The sequence below is a fragment of the Enterobacter sp. 301B genome, assembly GCF_003850715.1.
Taxonomy (GTDB): Bacteria; Pseudomonadota; Gammaproteobacteria; order Enterobacterales; family Enterobacteriaceae; genus Enterobacter; species Enterobacter intestinihominis.
Genome location: NZ_PQTC01000026.1, coordinates 1 through 18,772 on the forward strand (window position 1 = coordinate 1; position 18,772 = coordinate 18,772).

The following is an 18,772-nucleotide window of genomic DNA, read 5'->3' on the forward strand; positions in this document are numbered from 1 at the left end:
GTGGGGCTGGCGGCGGTGATGCACCTCGATACCCCGCTCGCCGTCATCGCGGCGATGAGCTTCAGCACCTTTATGTGGGGCACCGGCGCGCCCAACATTTTCGCCCTGCTGGCGAAGGCCACCCATCCCCGGGTGAGCGCCACGGCGGGCGGCATTTTCAACGGGCTGGGAAACTTTGCAGGCGCGCTGTCGCCGGCGGTGATGGGCGCGCTTATCGCCTTCACCCACAGCATGGATTCCGGGCTGATTTTTCTGGCGGTGATGGCGGCGGTGGGCTGCGTCCTGTTACTGCCGCTGCTGAGACGTTACTGAGGAGAGTGTCATGACTGATTCAACCGTAACCCACAAAACGGGCATCAAACCTGACCATCTGACGATGGAGGAGTGGGTCGAGTCGCGCATCGCGCGCTTCGAAGGCCGTAAATACGACTGGAACGCGCTGAAGTTCCAGGCCGATTTTGACCCAAAATACCGCCGGGCGCAGATGCGCTACATCGGCACCGGCGCAACCGGTGTAGCGAACGACACCAACACCGTGCAGGCGGACCATTTTACCTTCTCGACCATGGTACTGCCGTCGAAGTGCGAAGGGCCGCTGCACCTGCACGACGACGTGGAAGAGGTGTTCTTCATGCTCAAGGGGCAGATCACGCTGATGATCCAGGACGGCGACAACTACACCGAAACCGTGCTGTGCGAGCGTGACCTGATCTCCGTCCCGCCGGGCATCTATCGCGGCCTGTTTAACCACGGGGAAGAAGAGGCGCTGATGTGCGTCATGCTGGGGACCAACAAGCCGGAAATCCCGACCTATCCGTCCGACCATCCGCTCTCGAAAGTGAAGCGGAACTAAGGGGGCGCCATGACGGGTTTTCGTGAACAGGGAAGCGGCATTCCGCTGATGCTGCTACACGGGATCAGCTCTGGCGCTGCGTCCTGGCACAAGCAGATGGCGCTGAACGGTTTTCGCGTGCTGGCGTGGGACATGCCCGGTTATGGCGAAAGCCCGATGCTGGCCGTCGCGCGGGCAAACGCGGGGGATTACGCCGACGTGCTGGCGGCGATGCTGGATCGCGCCGGTGTCTGGCAGGCGGTGCTGGTGGGCCATTCCCTGGGGGCACTGGTCGCAAGTGCCTTTGCGGCGAAGTTCCCGGATCGCGTCATTCATCTTGTACTGGCCGACGCTGCGCAGGGCTACGGCAATGCCGCGCCGGAGCAGCGGGAGCAGGTCTGGCGCAACCGCGAGCAGCAGATGGCGTTGGGCGGCGAAATCCTCGCCCAGACCCGTGCCGCGAAGCTGCTGCGCCCCGGCGCGCGCGCGGAAGATATCGCCACCGTCGCGGCGGGCATGCGCACGCTGCGCCCGGAAGGCTACCTTGCCGCCGCGTGGATGCTGGCGAATGACGACATTCACGGCTGGCTTAAACGATACTCCGGCACGTTTGAAGTCTGGTGCGGCGAGCAGGACGCGATAACGCAGCCCGAACTGGTGCAGGGGCTGGCGCTGCGCTACGGCATGCCGTTTACCGCCATTCCGCAGGCCGGGCACGCCAGCTATCTCGATAACGAAGTGTTTTTCAACCAACAGCTTTTACGCATTAACGAAGAGGTGCGCGATGAATGCACAAATTGACGGGCGCGTAGCGGTAGTCACCGGCGGTTCTTCTGGCATTGGCTTTGAAACGCTGCGCCTGCTGCTGGGTGAAGGGGCGAAAGTCGCCTTCTGCGGCCGTGACCCGGATCGGCTCGCCAGCGCCCATGCGACGCTGCAAAACGAATTCCCCCACGGGGAGATTTTTTCTTACCGCTGCGACGTGCTGAACGCCGACGAGGTTCAGGCCTTTGCGGATGCGGTGCAGGCGCGCTTTGGCGCGGCGGACCTGCTGATCAACAACGCCGGGCAGGGCTACGTGGCGCACTTCCATGACACCCCGCGCGAGGCGTGGCTGCACGAGGCAGAGCTGAAGCTGTTTGGCGTCATCAATCCGGTGCAGGGGTTTCAGCCGCTGCTGGAGCAGTCAGACATTGCCTCTATTACCTGCGTCAACTCCCTGCTGGCGCTACAGCCGGAGGAGCACATGATCGCCACCTCTGCCGCTCGTGCCGCGCTGCTGAACATGACGCTGACGCTCTCGAAAGAGCTGGTGGGTAAAGGCATTCGCGTCAATTCCATTTTGCTCGGCATGGTGGAGTCCGGGCAGTGGCTGCGCCGCTTTGAAAATCGGGCGGACAAAAGCCAGAGCTGGCCGGAGTGGACGGCGGATATCGCGCGCAAGCGCGGCATTCCAATGGCGCGCCTCGGCAGGCCGCAGGAGCCCGCGCAGGCGCTGCTGTTCCTCGCCTCGCCGCTGGCCTCGTTTACCACCGGCGCCGCGCTGGACGTTTCCGGCGGCTTCTGTCGCCATCTGTAAGGACGCATCATGAAAAAGGTAATGTTGATTGGTTTTGGTGCCATGGCGCAGGCGGTGATTGAGCGCCTGCCCGCCGGTGTGGCTATCGGCTGGATCGTGGCGCGCGCGTCTCACCATGCCGCCATTCACGACCAGTTTGGCGATGCGGTCGAGGCGCTGACGTCGCCAATGGCGTGCGCGCAAACGCCGGATCTGGTGCTGGAATGCGCCAGCCAGCAGGCGGTGGCCCAGTACGGGGAAGAGATCCTGCGTCGCGGCTGGCATCTGGCCGTCATTTCCACCGGCGCGCTGGCGGACAGCGCGCTGGAGCAGCGTCTGCTCGCCGCGGGCGGAAAACTGACTCTGCTTTCCGGTGCAGTGGCCGGTATCGACGGGCTGGCGGCAGCGAAAGAGGGTGGGCTTGAGCGCGTCACCTATCAGTCGCGCAAAAGCCCGGCCAGCTGGCGCGGCAGCTATGCCGAGCAGCTTATCGATCTGAATGCGGTGTCAGAGGCAAAGGTCTTTTTTGAAGGCAGCGCCCGCGAGGCGGCGCGGCTGTTCCCGGCGAACGCCAACGTAGCGGCGACCGTGGCGCTCGGCGGCGTCGGGATGGATGACACCCGCGTGCAGCTGATGGTTGACCCGGCAACGAAACGTAACACCCACACGCTGCACGTCGAAGGGCTGTTTGGCGAATTCCATCTGGAGCTTAGCGGGCTGCCGCTGGCGTCTAACCCTAAAACCTCCACCCTGGCGGCACTGAGCGCGGTGCGCGCCTGCCGCGAGCTGGCCCTGAGCTGAGGAGTGACGATGGACGATCTGAAGATTTTTATCGGCGGACAGTGGCGACACGGCGGAGGTAACCCGATGCAGAGCCACTTCCCGGCAGACGGGTCGATCAACGCGACGCTGAACGCCGCCAGTCTGGATGACCTGGAGGAGGCGGTAGACGCCGGAGAGCGCGCCTGGCGCGATCCCGCCTGGCGTAACAGCCTGCCGCACGTGCGGGCGAAGATCCTGCACAAGGTGGCGGATCTTATTGAATCCCGTGTGGATGAACTGGCGCAGATGCAGAGCCGGGATAACGGCAAGCCGCTGGCGGAAGCGTGCGGGCTGGTGATGAGCGCGGCGGGAACGGCGCGCTACTTTGCCGCCGCCTGCGGGCTGCTGGAGGGTGAACTTCCGACACCGCGCCAGCCGGATCTGCTGACGCTGAGCCGCTACGAGCCCCTTGGCGTGGTAGCGGCCATCACGCCGTGGAACTCGCCGATTGCCAGCGAAATGCAGAAGGTCGCACCGGCGATTGCCGCCGGGAACGCGGTGATCCTCAAGCCCGCCGAAGCCACGCCGCTGATGGCGCTGGAGCTGGCGCGGATTTTTGAACAGGCCGGGCTGCCCGCCGGGCTGCTGAGCGTGCTGCCGGGCAAAGGCTCGGTGATTGGTGATGCGCTGGCGCGTCATCCTCGCGTGCGCAAAATTTCCTTTACCGGCGGAACCACTACGGGCCGTCATCTGGCGCACGTGGCGGCGGAAAAACTGATCCCGGCCTCGCTGGAGCTGGGCGGCAAATCGCCGACCATCGTGCTGGAGGATGCCGATATCGAACAGGCGGCGCGCGGGATCTGCTACGGCATTTTCAGCTCGGCGGGGCAGGCGTGCATCGCCGGATCGCGGCTGTTTATCCACGAGAGTATTTACGCCCCGCTGATGGCGAGGCTGCTGGAATTAACTCGCGGGCTGCGCGTCGGGCATCCGTTTACCGACGGCGTGCATGTAGGACCGCTGATCGGCGAGAAACATCGCCAGAGCGTGATCGAGTACGTCGAACTTGCGAAGCGGGAAGGGGGCCGCGTGCTGTGCGGCGGCGAGATCCCCGCCGATCCCGCTCTGGCAAACGGCAGCTTCTTCCAGCCAACCATTATCGAAGGGCTACACAACAGCGCCCGCGCATGTCAGGAAGAGATCTTCGGCCCGGTGCTGGTGGCGATGCCGTTTGGCGATGAAGCGGCGCTTATTCGCGAGGCGAACGACTCGGTTTACGGCCTGGCGGCGGGGATCTGGACGCGCGATACCGGGCGCGCCCTGCGTCTCAGCGAGCAGCTGGAGGCAGGCACGGTGTGGATCAACACCTACAAAGTTTTTGCGATTTCGACCCCGTTCGGGGGCTTTAAAGAGAGCGGTCTGGGCCGCGAGAAGGGTATCCAGGGGCTGAAAGCCTGGATGCAACAAAAGAGCATTTATCTGGCGACGGGTAACAGCGTCAACCACTGGTGCGACTGAGAAAGGGTGAGCAATGAGCGAAATGATAACCGTCGGCGACGCCATCGCCAGAACGCTGGAGCAGTATCAGGTTGAGGCCATCTACGGCGTCATCTCCATTCACAACCTGCCGATAGCGGATGCGGTTGGGCAGCGGGGCAATATCCGCTTTGTACCCGCGCGCGGTGAAGCCGGTTCCGTCACCATGGCCGATGCTCACGGGCGCTTTTCCGGCCTCGGCGTGGCGCTGACCAGCACCGGCGCGGGGGCCGGGAACGCGGTAGGCGCGCTGGTGGAAGCGATGAATGCCTGCACGCCGCTTCTGCATTTAACCGGGCAGGTAGAGAAAGCCTGGCTGGACGCCGACACCGGGTTTATCCATGAAACCCGCGATCAGCTGACCTTCCTGAAGGCCAGCTCAAAACGGGCGTACCGTATCAGCAATGCGAATCAGGCGATAGCCATTCTGCATAAAGCCATCCAGGACGCGCAGACCCCGCCGTGCGGACCGGTCTCGGTGGAAATCCCGATTGATATTCAGGGCGCCAAAATTCCGCTGTCGCTGGTTACCGCCCCGGTCAAACCGGCATCGGTTCCAGCCGTGGATACCGGGATGGTTGACGCGCTGTGGGCGCAGCTCAAACAGGCGAAACAGCCGCTGCTGTGGCTGGGCGGCGGGGCGCTGGGAAGCGCTGAGGCGGTGAAAAAACTGGCGGATGCGGGCATCACCGTGATTTCCAGCACCCACGCGCGCGGCGTGCTGCCGGACGACCACCGCGCCAGCCTGCGGGCGTTCCACAACTCGCCGTCGGTGGAGGCGCTGATTGCGCAGTGTGATTTTACGCTGGTCGCCGGTTCACGTCTGCGCAGCAACGAAACCCGCTCCTGGACGCTTGAGCTGCCGTCCCCGCGGGTGCAGATTGATATCGACCCGGCGGCGGCCAGCCGTAACTACCTGATGGATAGCACGTTGATAGCAGATTGTTCAGCGCTGCTTGGCGCGCTGGCTAAAAAAGTGCAGAGCCGCGAGTGGGGCAACGCCCAGTGGGATATGCAGGTGCAGCAGGCGGTCGGGCAAGCTGAGCAGGGGCTGCGCGAGCAGTGCGGCGCCTATGCGAAGCTTAACGACGCCATAGAAAAAGCCTTGCCGAAAGACGGCCTGCTGGTGCGCGATATCACCGTGTCCGGCAGCCTGTGGGGTAGCCGCCTGTTCAGGGCTAACGGTCCGCTGCTGAACATTCACTCTCTCGCCGGGGCGATTGGTATGGGACTGCCGATGGCCATCGGCACCGCGATTGCTAACCCGCAGCGCAGGGTGGTGGGACTGGTGGGCGACGGCGGCCTGAGCCTCAATTTAGGCGAGCTGGCGACGCTGGCGCAGGAGAAAGCCAACGTGACGCTGCTCATCATGAACGACGGGGGCTACGGCGTAATGCGCGGTATTCAGGATAAATATTTTGGCGGGCGTCAGTATTATAACGCGCTGCATACACCGGATTTTACCCTGCTGGCGCAGGCGATTGGCCTACAGGCCTGGAGCGTTGAGCGGGCCGAGGATTTTGATGCGGTGATGACGGAAGCGCTGGCGATGCCGGGGCCGTCGGTGGTTGAGGTGCGGATGGGGCAGATTGGCGCCCTTAAGTTTGCCGGGCCGCCACAGAAAACGCTGTACTGATTGAGCCTTGTTGCCCGGTAGCGCGGCGCGCACCGGGCCGAAGTTTTATTTAATTCCGTCTGCCGCCATGCGGTCACGGATATGCTGCGCGCGTTCAACGGAGGCCGGGTGATCGTCAAACATGGAGCTTTGACGGCCTTCCTCCAGTTTCGCCAGTTTTTCGAAGCTGGTGGCTAAACCCGATGGATTGATGCCGCGTTTGCGCAACAGATCGTAAGAGTAGTCATCCGCTTCCGACTCCTGACGCTGGGAGAACTGGGAGTTAACCAGTTTCTCACCCACGTCGCCCAGCTGCGACTGGGACAGGCTGCCGACAATGCCGCCCGCAGAGGCCGCCGCAGCACGCACGGCATTGGTGCCCAGCGCAACCTGCATCCCTTTCTTCACGTGACCGAGAGCAACGTGACCCATTTCATGGCCGATCACCGCTTCCACTTCGTTGTCGGTCATCATGTCCATCAGGCCGCTGTAAACGCGGATACAGCCGTTAGCCATCGCGAAGGCGTTGACGTCTTTCGCCATATACACCTTGTAGTTAACCGGCTGACCGTTAATGTTGTCGCCCAGCGCGGAAGCAATCTTGTTCAGACGCTGCGTGTAGGTGCTGTTTGCCGGGGCAAGCGTAGCTTTTCCATCCATATCCTTACAGGCCTCGTCGCTCAGCGCTTTCACCTGCGCATCGCTCAATGAGTAGGCCTGAAAAGCTTCTGCGCCTGAGGTCATCAGGCCGTTAGAATCCATATTCTGACAGCCGCTTAGCAGGAGCGTTGTTCCCACAGCCAGCCCAATTGCACGCATTTTCATGATGTTGCTTCCGTACTCGTTAATCTGAATTAATTCCGAAAAATGCACCGTCAACGAAGCCGGTGTCGGGCTAAGTATAAGGAATATCTACAGGGGCGGGCGAGTAGATTGCGCAACATGCGAGCATGATCCAGAGATTTCTTAAGCTGCAAAAGAATGGTCCATGTACATGCCCTGCGGCTTGGGTTACATTGTTGGCACTTTTTTCCGGCGTAGCCCAAAACGCGCTGTCGTCAAGGGCATGGCCTTTAACAGTCCGATCTGGAGTTAAAATGTCCTCACGTAAAGAGCTTGCTAATGCTATTCGTGCGCTGAGCATGGACGCAGTACAGAAAGCCAAATCCGGCCACCCGGGCGCCCCTATGGGCATGGCTGACATCGCCGAAGTCCTGTGGCGTGATTTCCTTAACCACAACCCGCAGAACCCGGCATGGGCAGACCGCGACCGTTTCGTGCTGTCTAACGGCCATGGCTCTATGCTGATCTACAGCCTGCTGCACCTCACTGGCTACGATCTGCCAATCGAAGAGCTGAAAAATTTCCGTCAGCTGCACTCCAAAACTCCAGGTCACCCGGAAGTGGGCTACACCGCTGGCGTTGAAACCACTACCGGTCCGCTGGGTCAGGGCATTGCGAATGCCGTGGGTATGGCGATTGCTGAGAAGACCCTGGCGGCACAGTTCAACCGTCCTGGCCACGACATCGTTGACCACTTCACCTATGCGTTCCTGGGCGACGGCTGCATGATGGAAGGCATTTCTCACGAAGTGTGCTCCCTGGCAGGCACCCTGAAGCTGGGTAAACTGGTTGCGTTCTACGACGACAACGGCATCTCCATCGACGGTCACGTTGAAGGCTGGTTCACTGACGACACCGCCGCACGTTTCGAAGCCTACGGCTGGCACGTTGTGCGCGGCGTTGATGGCCACGATGCTGACTCGATTAAACGTGCCGTAGAAGAAGCGCGCGCCGTGACCGACAAACCGTCCCTGCTTATGTGCAAAACCATCATCGGCTTCGGTTCTCCGAACAAAGCGGGCACTCACGACTCCCACGGCGCACCACTGGGCGACGCGGAAATCGCACTGACCCGTGAAGCGCTTGGCTGGAAACACCCTGCCTTCGAAATCCCATCTGAAATCTACGCGCAGTGGGATGCGAAAGAAGTGGGCCAGGCGAAAGAAGCGGCCTGGAACGAGAAGTTCGCGGCTTACGCGAAAGCCTTCCCACAGGAAGCGGCTGAATTCACCCGTCGTATGAAAGGCGACATGCCGTCTGACTTCGACGCGAAAGCGAACGAGTTCATCGCGAAGTTGCAGGCGAACCCGTCTAAAATCGCCAGCCGTAAAGCGTCTCAGAATGCGATCGAAGCGTTTGGTCCTCTGCTTCCAGAATTCCTCGGCGGCTCCGCTGACCTGGCGCCATCTAACCTGACCCTGTGGTCTGGCTCTAAGCCAATCAACGAAGACACTGCCGGTAACTACATCCATTATGGTGTACGTGAATTCGGTATGACCGCGATTGCCAACGGTATCGCTCTGCACGGTGGTTTCCTGCCGTACACCTCTACCTTCCTGATGTTCGTAGAGTATGCACGTAACGCCGTGCGTATGGCCGCGCTGATGAAACAGCGTCAGGTGATGGTCTACACCCACGACTCCATCGGTCTGGGCGAAGATGGTCCAACTCACCAGCCGGTAGAGCAGGTGGCTTCCCTGCGCGTGACCCCGAACATGAGCACATGGCGTCCATGTGACCAGGTTGAATCTGCGGTGGCGTGGAAATACGGCGTTGAGCGTCAGGACGGCCCGACCGCGCTGATCCTCTCCCGTCAGAACCTGGCGCAGCAGGAACGTACCCCAGAGCAGCTGGCAAACATCGCCCGCGGTGGTTACGTGCTGAAAGATTGCGCGGGCCAGCCTGAGCTGATCTTTATCGCGACCGGTTCTGAAGTTGAACTGGCTGTTGCCGCATGGGAAAAACTGACTGCTGAAGGCGTGAAAGCGCGCGTGGTTTCCATGCCGTCTACCGATGCGTTCGACAAGCAGGATGCCGCGTACCGCGAATCTGTACTGCCTAAAGCGGTCTCCGCTCGCGTGGCAGTGGAAGCGGGTATCGCTGATTACTGGTTCAAATACGTGGGTCTGAACGGCGCTATCGTCGGTATGACCACCTTCGGTGAATCTGCTCCGGCAGAGCTGCTGTTCGAAGAGTTCGGCTTCACCGTTGAGAACGTTGTCGCTAAAGCGAAAGAACTGCTGTAAATCTCTCCGTGAGGCAAACGGGTCGCTCAGGCGGCCCGTTTTTATTTTGGTGGTATTTTCTTTGGTGTTAACAACATATATTTGGTGATTTCCATCACAAATACGAAAAGTTATAATATGTTTAATTTGCAATGGATATCACATATATAGACTTGCTTTTTAATTTCTTGTTTTTAACGATCTGTTTTTATTCGTTTTATTAAAATCCACTCTGACATGCTCGCTATTTTCTCTCCGTTTGATTTCATTTTACCGCAGGCGTATTTTGTTTTTAGCGATACGTTGTACCCTAAAAATAAAATAAGGATGATATATGCGGTTAATTGATTATTTCCCTGAATCCTCAATATCAATAAAATCCGCAGCAAAGGACTGGCAGGAAGCCATTGATTTTTCCATGTCGTCTTTGCTGCAAAATCATTGTATTAACGCTGATTATATTGAGGCAATTAAAACCTCGACGCTCACTAATGGTCCTTATTACATTCTCGCTCCGGGTGTAGCGATGCCTCATGCCCGTCCGGAGTGCGGTGCCTTAAAAACAGGTATGTCATTAACGCTTCTTAAACAGGAAGTGCAATTTGCCGACGACGATGAGCCCGTAAAATTACTCATTGGTTTATCTGCGGCGGATGCGGATTCACATATCGACGCTATCCAGGCATTAAGCGAATTATTATGTGAAGAAGATATGCTGTCAGCGTTGTTAACCGCTAAGTCAGAAAAGCAACTGGCGGATATTATCGCTCGCGCATAATTATTCTCTCCTTTACAGGATATTATTATGGAACACAAGTCTGCTCGTGCAAAGGTCCAGGCTTTTGGGGGCTTTTTGACTGCAATGGTCATCCCGAATATTGGCGCTTTTATTGCCTGGGGATTTATTACCGCATTATTTATACCAACCGGATGGATGCCAAATGAGCATTTCGCCAAAATTGTCGGACCGATGATCACCTATTTACTGCCGGTGATGATTGGCTCTACCGGTGGACACCTGGTTGGCGGCAAACGTGGGGCGGTGATGGGGGGGATCGGCACTATCGGCGTGATCATCGGCGCGGATATTCCTATGTTCCTCGGCTCAATGATCATGGGGCCACTCGGCGGCCTGGTGATTAAGCATATCGACCGAATGCTGGATAAACGCATTCCAGCGGGTTTTGAGATGGTCATCAACAACTTCTCGCTGGGTATTGCGGGCATGATCCTCTGCCTGCTGGGGTTTGAAGTCATCGGTCCTGCGGTGTCGATTGCCAATAACTTTATTAAAGAGTGTATTGAATCACTGGTACATGCAGGCTACTTGCCGCTGCTGTCGTTGATTAACGAACCGGCAAAAATCCTGTTTTTAAATAACGCTATCGATCAGGGGGTTTATTATCCGCTGGGGATGCAGCAGGCTTCCGAGACGGGTAAATCCATCTTCTTTATGGTGGCCTCCAACCCCGGGCCGGGTTTAGGCCTGCTGCTGGCTTTTGCTTTTTTCGGCAAAGGAATGGCGAAAAAGTCAGCCCCCGGCGCGATGATCATTCACTTCCTGGGCGGCATTCATGAGCTCTATTTCCCTTACGTACTGATGAAACCACTGACGCTGATTGCGATGATTGCTGGCGGCATGAGCGGGACGTGGGTATTTAACCTGTTAGGCGGTGGACTGGTGGCTGGCCCAAGTCCGGGTTCGATTTTCGCCTACCTCGCGTTAACGCCTAAAGGCGCATTCCTCGCCACGATTGCTGGCGTAACGGCAGGCACGCTGGTCACCTTTGCGGTCGCCTCTTTTATCCTGAAGATGGATAAAAATAGCGAAGCTGAAACGGAAGATACTTTCAATGATTCTGCCAACGCCGTAAAAGCCATGAAGCAGGAAGGCAAATTTTCTTACCAGGATGTTAAGCATATCGCTTTTGTCTGCGATGCCGGAATGGGCTCCAGCGCTATGGGCGCGACGACATTCCGGAAGCGCCTGGAAAAAGCCGGACAAAATATCGAAGTAAAACATTATGCCATCGAAAATGTGCCTGACGACGCGGACATTATTGTTACCCATGCCAGCCTGGAGGGGCGCGCTAAACGGGTCAGTGACAAACCGTTAGTGTTGATAAAAAACTATCTCGGCGATCCGAATCTTGACGAATTATTTAAGCATCTAACGGCGAATTAATCTATCTGGTTCCTGGAGTCATTATGAAAACGAAAGTGGCTGCCATTTATGGCAAGCAGGATGTTCGTATCCGCGAATTTGAACTGCCCGAAATAAGCGACAATGAACTGCTGGTGAGCGTAATTTCCGACAGCGTTTGTTTATCCACCTGGAAGGCAGCCAAATTAGGCAGTGAACATAAACGTGTGCCGGACGATCTGGAAAATCATCCGGTCATTACCGGACATGAATGCGCCGGGGTGATTGTTGAGGTCGGAAAAAACCTTGCCGGGAAATATAAAAAAGGTCAGCGCTTTGTTTTACAACCGGCAATGGGATTGCCAAGCGGTTATTCCGCTGGATACAGCTATGAATATTTTGGCGGCAATGCGACGTATATGATTATTCCAGAGGTCGCGATTAATCTGGGCTGCGTTTTACCTTATCACGGCTCCTATTTTGCGGCGGCTTCGCTGGCGGAACCCATGTGCTGCATTATCGGCGCGTATAACGCCAATTATCATACGACGCAATATGTCTATGAGCACCGGATGGGTGTGAAACCGGGAGGTAATATTGCGCTTCTGGCCTGCGCCGGGCCGATGGGAATTGGCGCTATTGATTATGCGATTAACGGCGGGATTCAGCCGTCGCGCGTTGTGGTGGTAGATATTGATGAGGCCCGCCTCGCGCAGGCGAAAAAACTCCTGCCGGTTGAGCTGGCGGCACAAAAGAGTATTGAGCTTATCTATGTCAATACCTCTGAACTGGAGAACCCGGCCGCTACGTTACGCGCATTAACTGACAATGTCGGCTTTGACGACGTGTTTGTCTATGCCGCGGTTCCGGCGGTCATTGAACTGGCAGACGATCTTCTCGCCGAGGACGGGTGCCTGAATTTCTTCGCCGGACCAACGGACAGCAATTTCAAGGTGCCGTTTAATTTTTACAACGTCCATTACAACAGTACCCACGTGGTGGGCACCTCCGGCGGCTCGACGGAGGACATGAAAGAGGCGATTGCGCTGAGTGCGACGGGCCAGCTTCAGCCGTCGTTTATGGTGACCCACATCGGCGGCCTTGATGCGGTGCCGCATACGGTACTCAACCTGCCGGACATTCCTGGAGGCAAGAAGCTTATCTATAACGGTGTCACCATGCCGTTAACGGCCATTGCCGATTTTGCCGAAAAGGGTAAAACCGATCCGCTTTTCCGGGAGCTGGCAAGGCTTGTGGAAGAGACTCACGGCATCTGGAATGAAAAAGCAGAGCGCCATTTGCTGGCGAAGTTTGGGGTGGATATTGGGGAGGCGGCAGCATGATGTCTCTGGCATGGCCGCTCTTTCGCGTTACGGAACAGGCGGCGCTGGCCGCCTGGCCGCAAACCGGATGCGGCGATAAAAACCGAATCGACGGGCTGGCGGTAACCGCCATGCGCGAGGCGCTAAACGCGATAGCGATTCGCGGGCGTATCGTCATCGGCGAAGGTGAGATTGACCATGCGCCAATGCTGTGGATTGGTGAGGAGGTTGGAAGCGGTGTCGGCCCGGCGGTAGATATTGCCGTCGACCCCATAGAGGGCACCCGCATGGTGGCGATGGGGCAAAGCAATGCTCTGGCAGTGATGGCGTTTGCGCCTGAGGGCAGCCTGTTTCATGCCCCTGATATGTACATGAAAAAACTGGTGGTTAACGCAGTGGCCGCCGGGGCAATCAGCCTCGATCTCCCGCTGGCAGAAAACCTTCGCAACGTTGCCCGGGCGCTGGGCAAGCCGCTGGAGCATCTGCGGATGGTGACGCTGGACAAACCGCGCCTGCAAAATGCAATTGCCGAGGCGACGCAGCTGGGCGTGAAAGTGTTTGCGTTGCCCGATGGCGATGTCGCTGCCAGCGTACTGACCTGCTTACAGGATAATCCTTATGATCTGATGTACACCACAGGCGGCGCGCCGGAAGGGGTGATCTCCGCCTGCGCGGTGAAAGCGCTGGGCGGCGATATGCAGGCGGAACTGATCGATTTCTGTGAAGCGAAAGGGGAGAGTCCTGAGAACCGTCGGGTCGCCATGCAGGAGCACCGCCGCTGTGCGGAGATGAAAGTGGAAGTCAATCGTATCTATACCCTTAGCGAACTGGTAAAGGGCAATGACATCCTGTTCAGCGCGACGGGCGTGACGGGCGGCGAACTGGTTAAAGGTATTCAACAGGTTGCGAAGGGTGTGCGCACGCAAACTTTACTGATCGGCGGCGCAGATCGAACGTGTAATATAATAGACTCTCTGCATTCACGGTGATTTATCGAGATACAAATGACGACGCTGACAGAAGACGATGTGCTTGAGCAACTGGATGCTCAGAATAACCTCCTCGCATTCATGACGACGGCACAGTCTTTTTTGCTCCAGGGCATTAAATGTTTTCTGCCGTCGTTGTTTGTCGATAACGATGAAGAGATCGTGGAATATGCAGTGAAGCCGTTACTCGCCCGGAGTGGGCCGCTTGATGACATTGATGTGGCGTTACGACTGATCTATGCGCTGGGGAAAATGGAAAAATGGCTCTACGCCGACATTACGCATTTTTCGCAGTTTTATCAGTATCTGAAAGAGCAGGATACGATCCCTGGCTTCGCCGATGACATCACCTGGGATTTTATCAGCAACGTTAATTGCATCACCCGTAACGCGACGTTATTCAGCGCGCTGGAGTCGATGAAATTTGCTGACTTTGCCGCATGGTCTGAGGTGCGCTTTACCGCAATGATCAAGACGGCGCTCACCCTGGCGGTAACGACAATTTTAAAGGAACTGACGCCGTGAAAATTGGGCTAACGGTTAACGGGCTACATGTAGAAGCACATTACCCTGATGACGAAATCGAAAATGTTCATAAGCCTTTGCTGCGGCAACTGGCGAAACTGCATTCTGCCAGCGCCAGCAAACGTACGATTGTTTTTCTCAGCGCGCCGCCCGGGACGGGCAAATCCACGTTGACCGCCTTCTGGGAATTCCTCTCTCGTCAGATGGAGGGGATGCCGCCGATCCAGACGTTGCCGATGGATGGTTTTCATCACTACAACGCGTGGCTTGAGGCCCATAACCTGCGTGCGTACAAAGGCGCGCCCGAGACCTTTGATGTCGACAGGCTTGCGCAACATCTGCGGCAGATAAAAGAAGGCGAAAGTACCTGGCCGCAGTATGACCGACAAACGCACGATCCTGTCGAAGAGGCTATTGTGGCAACGGCCCCTGTCGTGATTGTTGAGGGTAACTGGCTGCTGCTTGATGACGAACGATGGCGAACGCTGATGGAATACTGCGATTTTTCATTGTTCATTCGCGCGCCCGCTGAAGCGTTACGTACGCGCCTGGTAGGGCGTAAGCTGGCCGGGGGACTCTCTCAGGCCGACGCCGACGCGTTTTATGCGCGCACCGACGGGCCAAACGTGGAGCGTGTTTTGCGTCACAGCCGTTCTGCCAATGTGGAACTGATGATGTCGGCAAATGGCGAATACCGACTCGTCTGATCTTTCGCGGCTTTCCATGGGGGCACCGTTCAACCCGCCGCGTTTTACGTGGCGGGAAGAAAAGGGATTATTCTGGAAAAATGTGATGGAGATCAGATTAAATCGCTCTTAATCTGGACAGAGATTCCTTTTATTCCCCGATTCGCTTATTCTTGCTGAAGCGTTTCAGTCGATTAAATGTTCGACAATTGACCAATCAATCGCAGTTTGTGACAGCAAGGATTCCCCTTCGGGCGTCGCTGGATTACTCTTTCAGCCACCTCAAACTCAGGGATAGCTTTGCAGGAGATCTATGACCGTACGCGTAGCGATTAATGGCTTCGGTCGCATCGGGCGCAACGTGGTTCGTGCTTTATATGAATCCGGGCGTCGTGCGGAAATCACCGTGGTGGCAATCAATGAACTGGCGGATGCTGCGGGCATGGCGCATTTGTTGAAATATGACACCAGCCACGGTCGCTTTGCCTGGGACGTTCGCCAGGAAAGGGAACAGCTGTTCGTCGGTGACGATGCCATCCGCGTGCTGCATGAGAACAGTATTGAAGGGCTGCCCTGGCGCGAACTGGGTGTGGATGTGGTGCTGGACTGTACCGGCGTGTACGGTAACCGTGAACATGGCGAAGCGCATCTGAATGCTGGCGCGAAAAAAGTGCTGTTCTCCCATCCCGGCAGTCACGACCTCGACGCCACCGTCGTGTTTGGTGTCAACCAGCACGAGCTGCAGGCTGAACACCGCATTGTCTCCAACGCCTCCTGTACCACCAACTGCATTATTCCGGTCATTAAACTGTTAGACGATGCGTATGGCATTGAATCCGGTACCGTGACCACGATTCACTCCGCCATGCATGATCAGCAGGTTATCGACGCCTACCATCCGGATTTACGACGCACTCGCGCGGCGAGCCAGTCCATCATTCCGGTGGATACGAAACTGGCTGCCGGGATCACGCGTATTTTCCCGCAGTTTAACGACCGTTTCGAAGCGATTGCCGTGCGCGTCCCGACGATAAACGTCACCGCAATCGATCTTAGCGTGACGGTGAAAAAACCGGTAAAAGCCTGTGAAGTCAACCTGTTGCTGCAAAAAGCGGCACAGGGAGCATTTCATGGTATAGTTGACTATACGGAATTACCGTTGGTCTCAGTAGATTTTAACCACGACCCGCACAGCGCCATCGTGGATGGCACGCAGACGCGAGTCAGTGGTGCGCACCTCATCAAGACGCTGGTCTGGTGTGATAACGAATGGGGCTTTGCTAACCGAATGCTCGACACCACGTTAGCCATGGCCGCAAAAGGTTTCAGGTAGAGCGCACCTTGCGCTTGCAAAACTTTAAGAATCAACGAGAGGATTCACCATGTCTGTAATTAAGATGACCGATCTGGATCTGGCAGGTAAACGCGTTTTCATCCGTGCCGATCTGAACGTACCGGTTAAAGATGGCAAAGTGACCAGCGACGCGCGTATCCGTGCATCTCTGCCAACCATTGAACTGGCTCTGAAGCAGGGCGCTAAAGTGATGGTCACCTCCCACTTGGGCCGTCCAACTGAAGGCGAGTACAACGAAGAGTTCTCTCTGCTGCCGGTTGTTAATTACCTGAAAGACAAACTGTCCAGCCCGGTTCGCCTGGTGAAAGATTACCTGGACGGCGTGGAAGTTGCCGAAGGTGAGCTGGTTGTTCTGGAAAACGTTCGCTTCAACAAAGGCGAAAAGAAAGACGACGAAACCCTGTCCAAAAAATACGCTTCGCTGTGCGACGTATTCGTGATGGATGCATTCGGTACGGCTCACCGTGCGCAGGCTTCTACCCACGGTATCGGTAAATTCGCAGACGTCGCCTGTGCAGGTCCACTGCTGGCTGACGAACTGGAAGCGCTGGGTAAAGCACTGAAAGAACCTGCTCGTCCTATGGTCGCTATCGTTGGTGGTTCTAAAGTTTCTACCAAACTGACCGTTCTGGATTCTCTGTCCAAAATTGCTGACCAGCTGATCGTTGGCGGTGGTATCGCGAACACCTTCGTTGCTGCGCAAGGCCACAACGTGGGTAAATCCCTGTACGAAGCGGATCTGGTTGACGAAGCCAAACGCCTGCTGAGCACCTGTGATATCCCGGTTCCAACTGACGTTCGCGTGGCGACCGAGTTCTCCGAAACTGCTACCGCAACCCTTAAATCTGTTAATGACATCAAAGATGAAGAGCAGATTCTGGACCTGGGCGACGTTTCTGCACAGAAACTGGCTGAAATCCTGAAAAACGCAAAAACTATCCTGTGGAACGGTCCTGTCGGCGTGTTCGAATTCCCGAACTTCCGCAAAGGGACTGAAATTGTGGCTAACGCTATCGCAGACAGCGAAGCGTTCTCTATCGCAGGCGGTGGTGACACCCTGGCAGCTATCGACCTGTTCGGTATCGCTGACAAGATCTCCTACATCTCCACTGGTGGCGGCGCATTCCTCGAATTCGTGGAAGGCAAAGTCCTGCCAGCAGTAGCAATGCTCGAAGAGCGCGCTAAGAAGTAAGCCATTCAGGGGCAGGGAAACCTGCCCAATTTTCAGCGCGCTTATCAGAGCTCGCACCTTTTCTAACGGCCGAAGATACAGGACTAAGCAACATGTCTAAAATTTTTGATTTCGTAAAACCTGGCGTTATCACTGGTGATGACGTACAGAAAGTGTTCCAGGTAGCTAAAGAAAACAACTTCGCTCTGCCAGCAGTTAACTGCGTAGGTACCGACTCCATCAATGCCGTACTGGAAACCGCTGCAAAAGTTAAAGCACCGGTTATCGTTCAGTTCTCTAACGGCGGCGCTGCGTTCATCGCAGGTAAAGGCGTGAAAACTGACGTTCCTCAGGGCGCTGCCATCCTGGGTGCTATCTCTGGCGCACATCATGTTCACCAGATGGCTGAGCACTACGGTGTTCCGGTTATCCTGCACACTGACCACTGCGCGAAAAAACTGCTGCCATGGATCGACGGTCTGCTGGACGCAGGTGAAAAACACTTCGCAGCAACCGGTAAGCCACTGTTCTCTTCTCACATGATCGACCTGTCCGAAGAGTCTCTGGAAGAAAACATCGAGATCTGCTCTAAGTACCTGGCGCGTATGTCCAAAATGGGCATGACCCTGGAAATCGAACTGGGTTGCACCGGCGGTGAAGAAGACGGTGTGGACAACAGCCACATGGACGCTTCTGCTCTGTACACTCAGCCAGAAGACGTTGATTACGCTTACACCGAGCTGAGCAAAATCAGCCCACGCTTCACCATCGCAGCATCCTTCGGTAACGTGCACGGCGTGTACAAGCCAGGTAACGTGGTTCTGACCCCGACCATCCTGCGTGATTCTCAGGAATATGTGTCTAAGAAACACAACCTGCCGCACAACAGCCTGAACTTCGTCTTCCACGGCGGTTCCGGTTCTTCTGCTCAGGAAATCAAAGATTCCGTAAGCTACGGCGTAGTGAAAATGAACATCGATACCGACACCCAGTGGGCAACCTGGGACGGTATCCTGCAATACTACAAAACCAACGAAGCTTACCTGCAAGGTCAGCTGGGCAACCCGAAAGGCGAAGACCAGCCGAACAAGAAATACTACGATCCACGCGTATGGCTGCGCGCTGCCCAGACTTCTATGATTACTCGTCTGGAGCAGGCTTTCAAAGAACTGAACGCGGTTGACGTTCTGTAATTTGAACTGCTGACAGCA

At 56.6% G+C, this 18,772-nt stretch carries 17 protein-coding genes and 1 pseudogene; 17 read left to right on the forward strand and 1 reads right to left on the reverse strand.

Going from position 1 to position 18,772, the window contains the following annotated elements:
- The 7 genes and pseudogenes from C3451_RS20625 to C3451_RS20655 all read left to right on the forward strand — a co-directional run.
- Nucleotides 1–312: pseudogene (locus tag C3451_RS20625) on the forward strand (MFS transporter); the annotation flags it as partial.
- 10 nt (nt 313–322) lie between these two features.
- Complete coding sequence (locus C3451_RS20630; protein ID WP_124304394.1) at nt 323–853, forward strand: cupin domain-containing protein; 531 nt, start codon at nt 323–325, stop codon at nt 851–853.
- A 9-nt stretch (nt 854–862) separates the two neighbouring features.
- Nucleotides 863–1,633 (forward strand): alpha/beta hydrolase, encoded by a 771-nt coding sequence (locus C3451_RS20635; protein ID WP_045623026.1) that lies wholly within the window; start codon nt 863–865, stop codon nt 1,631–1,633.
- Entirely contained in the window at nt 1,617–2,411 is a 795-nt protein-coding gene (locus C3451_RS20640; RefSeq protein WP_045623025.1) for an SDR family oxidoreductase, read from the forward strand. The genes C3451_RS20635 and C3451_RS20640 overlap by 17 nt, the downstream gene beginning before the upstream one ends.
- Before the next feature lie 9 nt (nt 2,412–2,420).
- Entirely contained in the window at nt 2,421–3,191 is a 771-nt protein-coding gene (locus C3451_RS20645) for an aspartate dehydrogenase (RefSeq protein ID WP_023295404.1), read from the forward strand.
- Between the two features lie 9 nt (nt 3,192–3,200).
- Nucleotides 3,201–4,670, forward strand: coding sequence for an aldehyde dehydrogenase (locus C3451_RS20650; protein ID WP_124304395.1), 1,470 nt, complete (start codon nt 3,201–3,203; stop codon nt 4,668–4,670).
- Nucleotides 4,671–4,683: 13 nt separating this feature from the next.
- Complete coding sequence (locus tag C3451_RS20655) at nt 4,684–6,324, forward strand: thiamine pyrophosphate-binding protein (protein ID WP_045623024.1); 1,641 nt, start codon at nt 4,684–4,686, stop codon at nt 6,322–6,324.
- Between the two features lie 45 nt (nt 6,325–6,369).
- Here C3451_RS20655 and C3451_RS20660 read toward each other — a convergent pair whose 3' ends face one another.
- Complete coding sequence (locus tag C3451_RS20660; RefSeq protein WP_003860073.1) at nt 6,370–7,128, reverse strand: M48 family metallopeptidase; 759 nt, start codon at nt 7,126–7,128, stop codon at nt 6,370–6,372.
- A gap of 272 nt (nt 7,129–7,400) precedes the next feature.
- Between C3451_RS20660 and tkt the strand changes: the two genes are divergently transcribed.
- From tkt to fbaA, 10 genes are all read left to right on the forward strand, one after another.
- On the forward strand, nt 7,401–9,392 hold the full coding sequence (gene tkt / locus C3451_RS20665) for a transketolase (protein WP_022649333.1): 1,992 nt from the start codon (nt 7,401–7,403) through the stop codon (nt 9,390–9,392).
- Between the two features lie 313 nt (nt 9,393–9,705).
- Nucleotides 9,706–10,149, forward strand: a complete 444-nt coding sequence (cmtB, locus tag C3451_RS20670; protein WP_045623023.1) for a PTS mannitol transporter subunit IIA — start codon at nt 9,706–9,708, stop codon at nt 10,147–10,149.
- A gap of 27 nt (nt 10,150–10,176) precedes the next feature.
- Nucleotides 10,177–11,556 carry a PTS mannitol transporter subunit IICB gene (locus C3451_RS20675; protein ID WP_063139245.1) on the forward strand — a complete coding sequence of 460 codons (1,380 nt, stop codon included), beginning with the start codon at nt 10,177–10,179 and terminating at the stop codon, nt 11,554–11,556.
- A 23-nt stretch (nt 11,557–11,579) separates the two neighbouring features.
- Nucleotides 11,580–12,857: a zinc-binding dehydrogenase gene (locus C3451_RS20680; RefSeq protein WP_045623019.1), complete on the forward strand. Its 1,278-nt coding sequence runs from the start codon at nt 11,580–11,582 to the stop codon at nt 12,855–12,857.
- Entirely contained in the window at nt 12,854–13,825 is a 972-nt protein-coding gene (gene glpX, locus C3451_RS20685) for a class II fructose-bisphosphatase (RefSeq protein ID WP_045623018.1), read from the forward strand. The genes C3451_RS20680 and glpX overlap by 4 nt, the downstream gene beginning before the upstream one ends.
- A 15-nt stretch (nt 13,826–13,840) precedes the next feature.
- On the forward strand, nt 13,841–14,350 hold the full coding sequence (locus C3451_RS20690; RefSeq protein ID WP_022649328.1) for an MltR family transcriptional regulator: 510 nt from the start codon (nt 13,841–13,843) through the stop codon (nt 14,348–14,350).
- Nucleotides 14,347–15,057 carry a nucleoside/nucleotide kinase family protein gene (locus C3451_RS20695; RefSeq protein ID WP_124304396.1) on the forward strand — a complete coding sequence of 237 codons (711 nt, stop codon included), beginning with the start codon at nt 14,347–14,349 and terminating at the stop codon, nt 15,055–15,057. Before C3451_RS20690 ends, C3451_RS20695 begins: the two co-directional genes overlap by 4 nt.
- A 292-nt stretch (nt 15,058–15,349) precedes the next feature.
- Nucleotides 15,350–16,369, forward strand: a complete 1,020-nt coding sequence (gene epd / locus C3451_RS20700; RefSeq protein WP_045623014.1) for an erythrose-4-phosphate dehydrogenase — start codon at nt 15,350–15,352, stop codon at nt 16,367–16,369.
- A gap of 49 nt (nt 16,370–16,418) precedes the next feature.
- Nucleotides 16,419–17,582 (forward strand): phosphoglycerate kinase, encoded by a 1,164-nt coding sequence (pgk, locus tag C3451_RS20705; RefSeq protein WP_045623013.1) that lies wholly within the window; start codon nt 16,419–16,421, stop codon nt 17,580–17,582.
- A 92-nt stretch (nt 17,583–17,674) separates the two neighbouring features.
- The gene (fbaA, locus tag C3451_RS20710; RefSeq protein WP_017692704.1) at nt 17,675–18,754 is read left to right on the forward strand and encodes a class II fructose-bisphosphate aldolase; all 1,080 of its coding nucleotides are present in this window, start codon (nt 17,675–17,677) and stop codon (nt 18,752–18,754) included.
- Nucleotides 18,755–18,772: the final 18 nt, after the last annotated feature.

Coding starts and splice junctions, on each gene's coding strand:
- C3451_RS20645 (WP_023295404.1), top strand. CDS start 2,421: ATGAAAAAGGTAATGTTGATTGGTTTTGGTGCCATGGCGCAGGCGGTG.
- C3451_RS20650 (WP_124304395.1), top strand. CDS start 3,201: ATGGACGATCTGAAGATTTTTATCGGCGGACAGTGGCGACACGGCGGA.
- C3451_RS20635 (WP_045623026.1), top strand. CDS start 863: ATGACGGGTTTTCGTGAACAGGGAAGCGGCATTCCGCTGATGCTGCTA.
- fbaA (WP_017692704.1), top strand. CDS start 17,675: ATGTCTAAAATTTTTGATTTCGTAAAACCTGGCGTTATCACTGGTGAT.
- C3451_RS20660 (WP_003860073.1), bottom strand. CDS start 7,128: ATGAAAATGCGTGCAATTGGGCTGGCTGTGGGAACAACGCTCCTGCTA.
- C3451_RS20675 (WP_063139245.1), top strand. CDS start 10,177: ATGGAACACAAGTCTGCTCGTGCAAAGGTCCAGGCTTTTGGGGGCTTT.
- tkt (WP_022649333.1), top strand. CDS start 7,401: ATGTCCTCACGTAAAGAGCTTGCTAATGCTATTCGTGCGCTGAGCATG.
- C3451_RS20655 (WP_045623024.1), top strand. CDS start 4,684: ATGAGCGAAATGATAACCGTCGGCGACGCCATCGCCAGAACGCTGGAG.
- cmtB (WP_045623023.1), top strand. CDS start 9,706: ATGCGGTTAATTGATTATTTCCCTGAATCCTCAATATCAATAAAATCC.
- C3451_RS20680 (WP_045623019.1), top strand. CDS start 11,580: ATGAAAACGAAAGTGGCTGCCATTTATGGCAAGCAGGATGTTCGTATC.
- epd (WP_045623014.1), top strand. CDS start 15,350: ATGACCGTACGCGTAGCGATTAATGGCTTCGGTCGCATCGGGCGCAAC.
- C3451_RS20690 (WP_022649328.1), top strand. CDS start 13,841: ATGACGACGCTGACAGAAGACGATGTGCTTGAGCAACTGGATGCTCAG.
- pgk (WP_045623013.1), top strand. CDS start 16,419: ATGTCTGTAATTAAGATGACCGATCTGGATCTGGCAGGTAAACGCGTT.
- glpX (WP_045623018.1), top strand. CDS start 12,854: ATGATGTCTCTGGCATGGCCGCTCTTTCGCGTTACGGAACAGGCGGCG.
- C3451_RS20640 (WP_045623025.1), top strand. CDS start 1,617: ATGAATGCACAAATTGACGGGCGCGTAGCGGTAGTCACCGGCGGTTCT.
- C3451_RS20630 (WP_124304394.1), top strand. CDS start 323: ATGACTGATTCAACCGTAACCCACAAAACGGGCATCAAACCTGACCAT.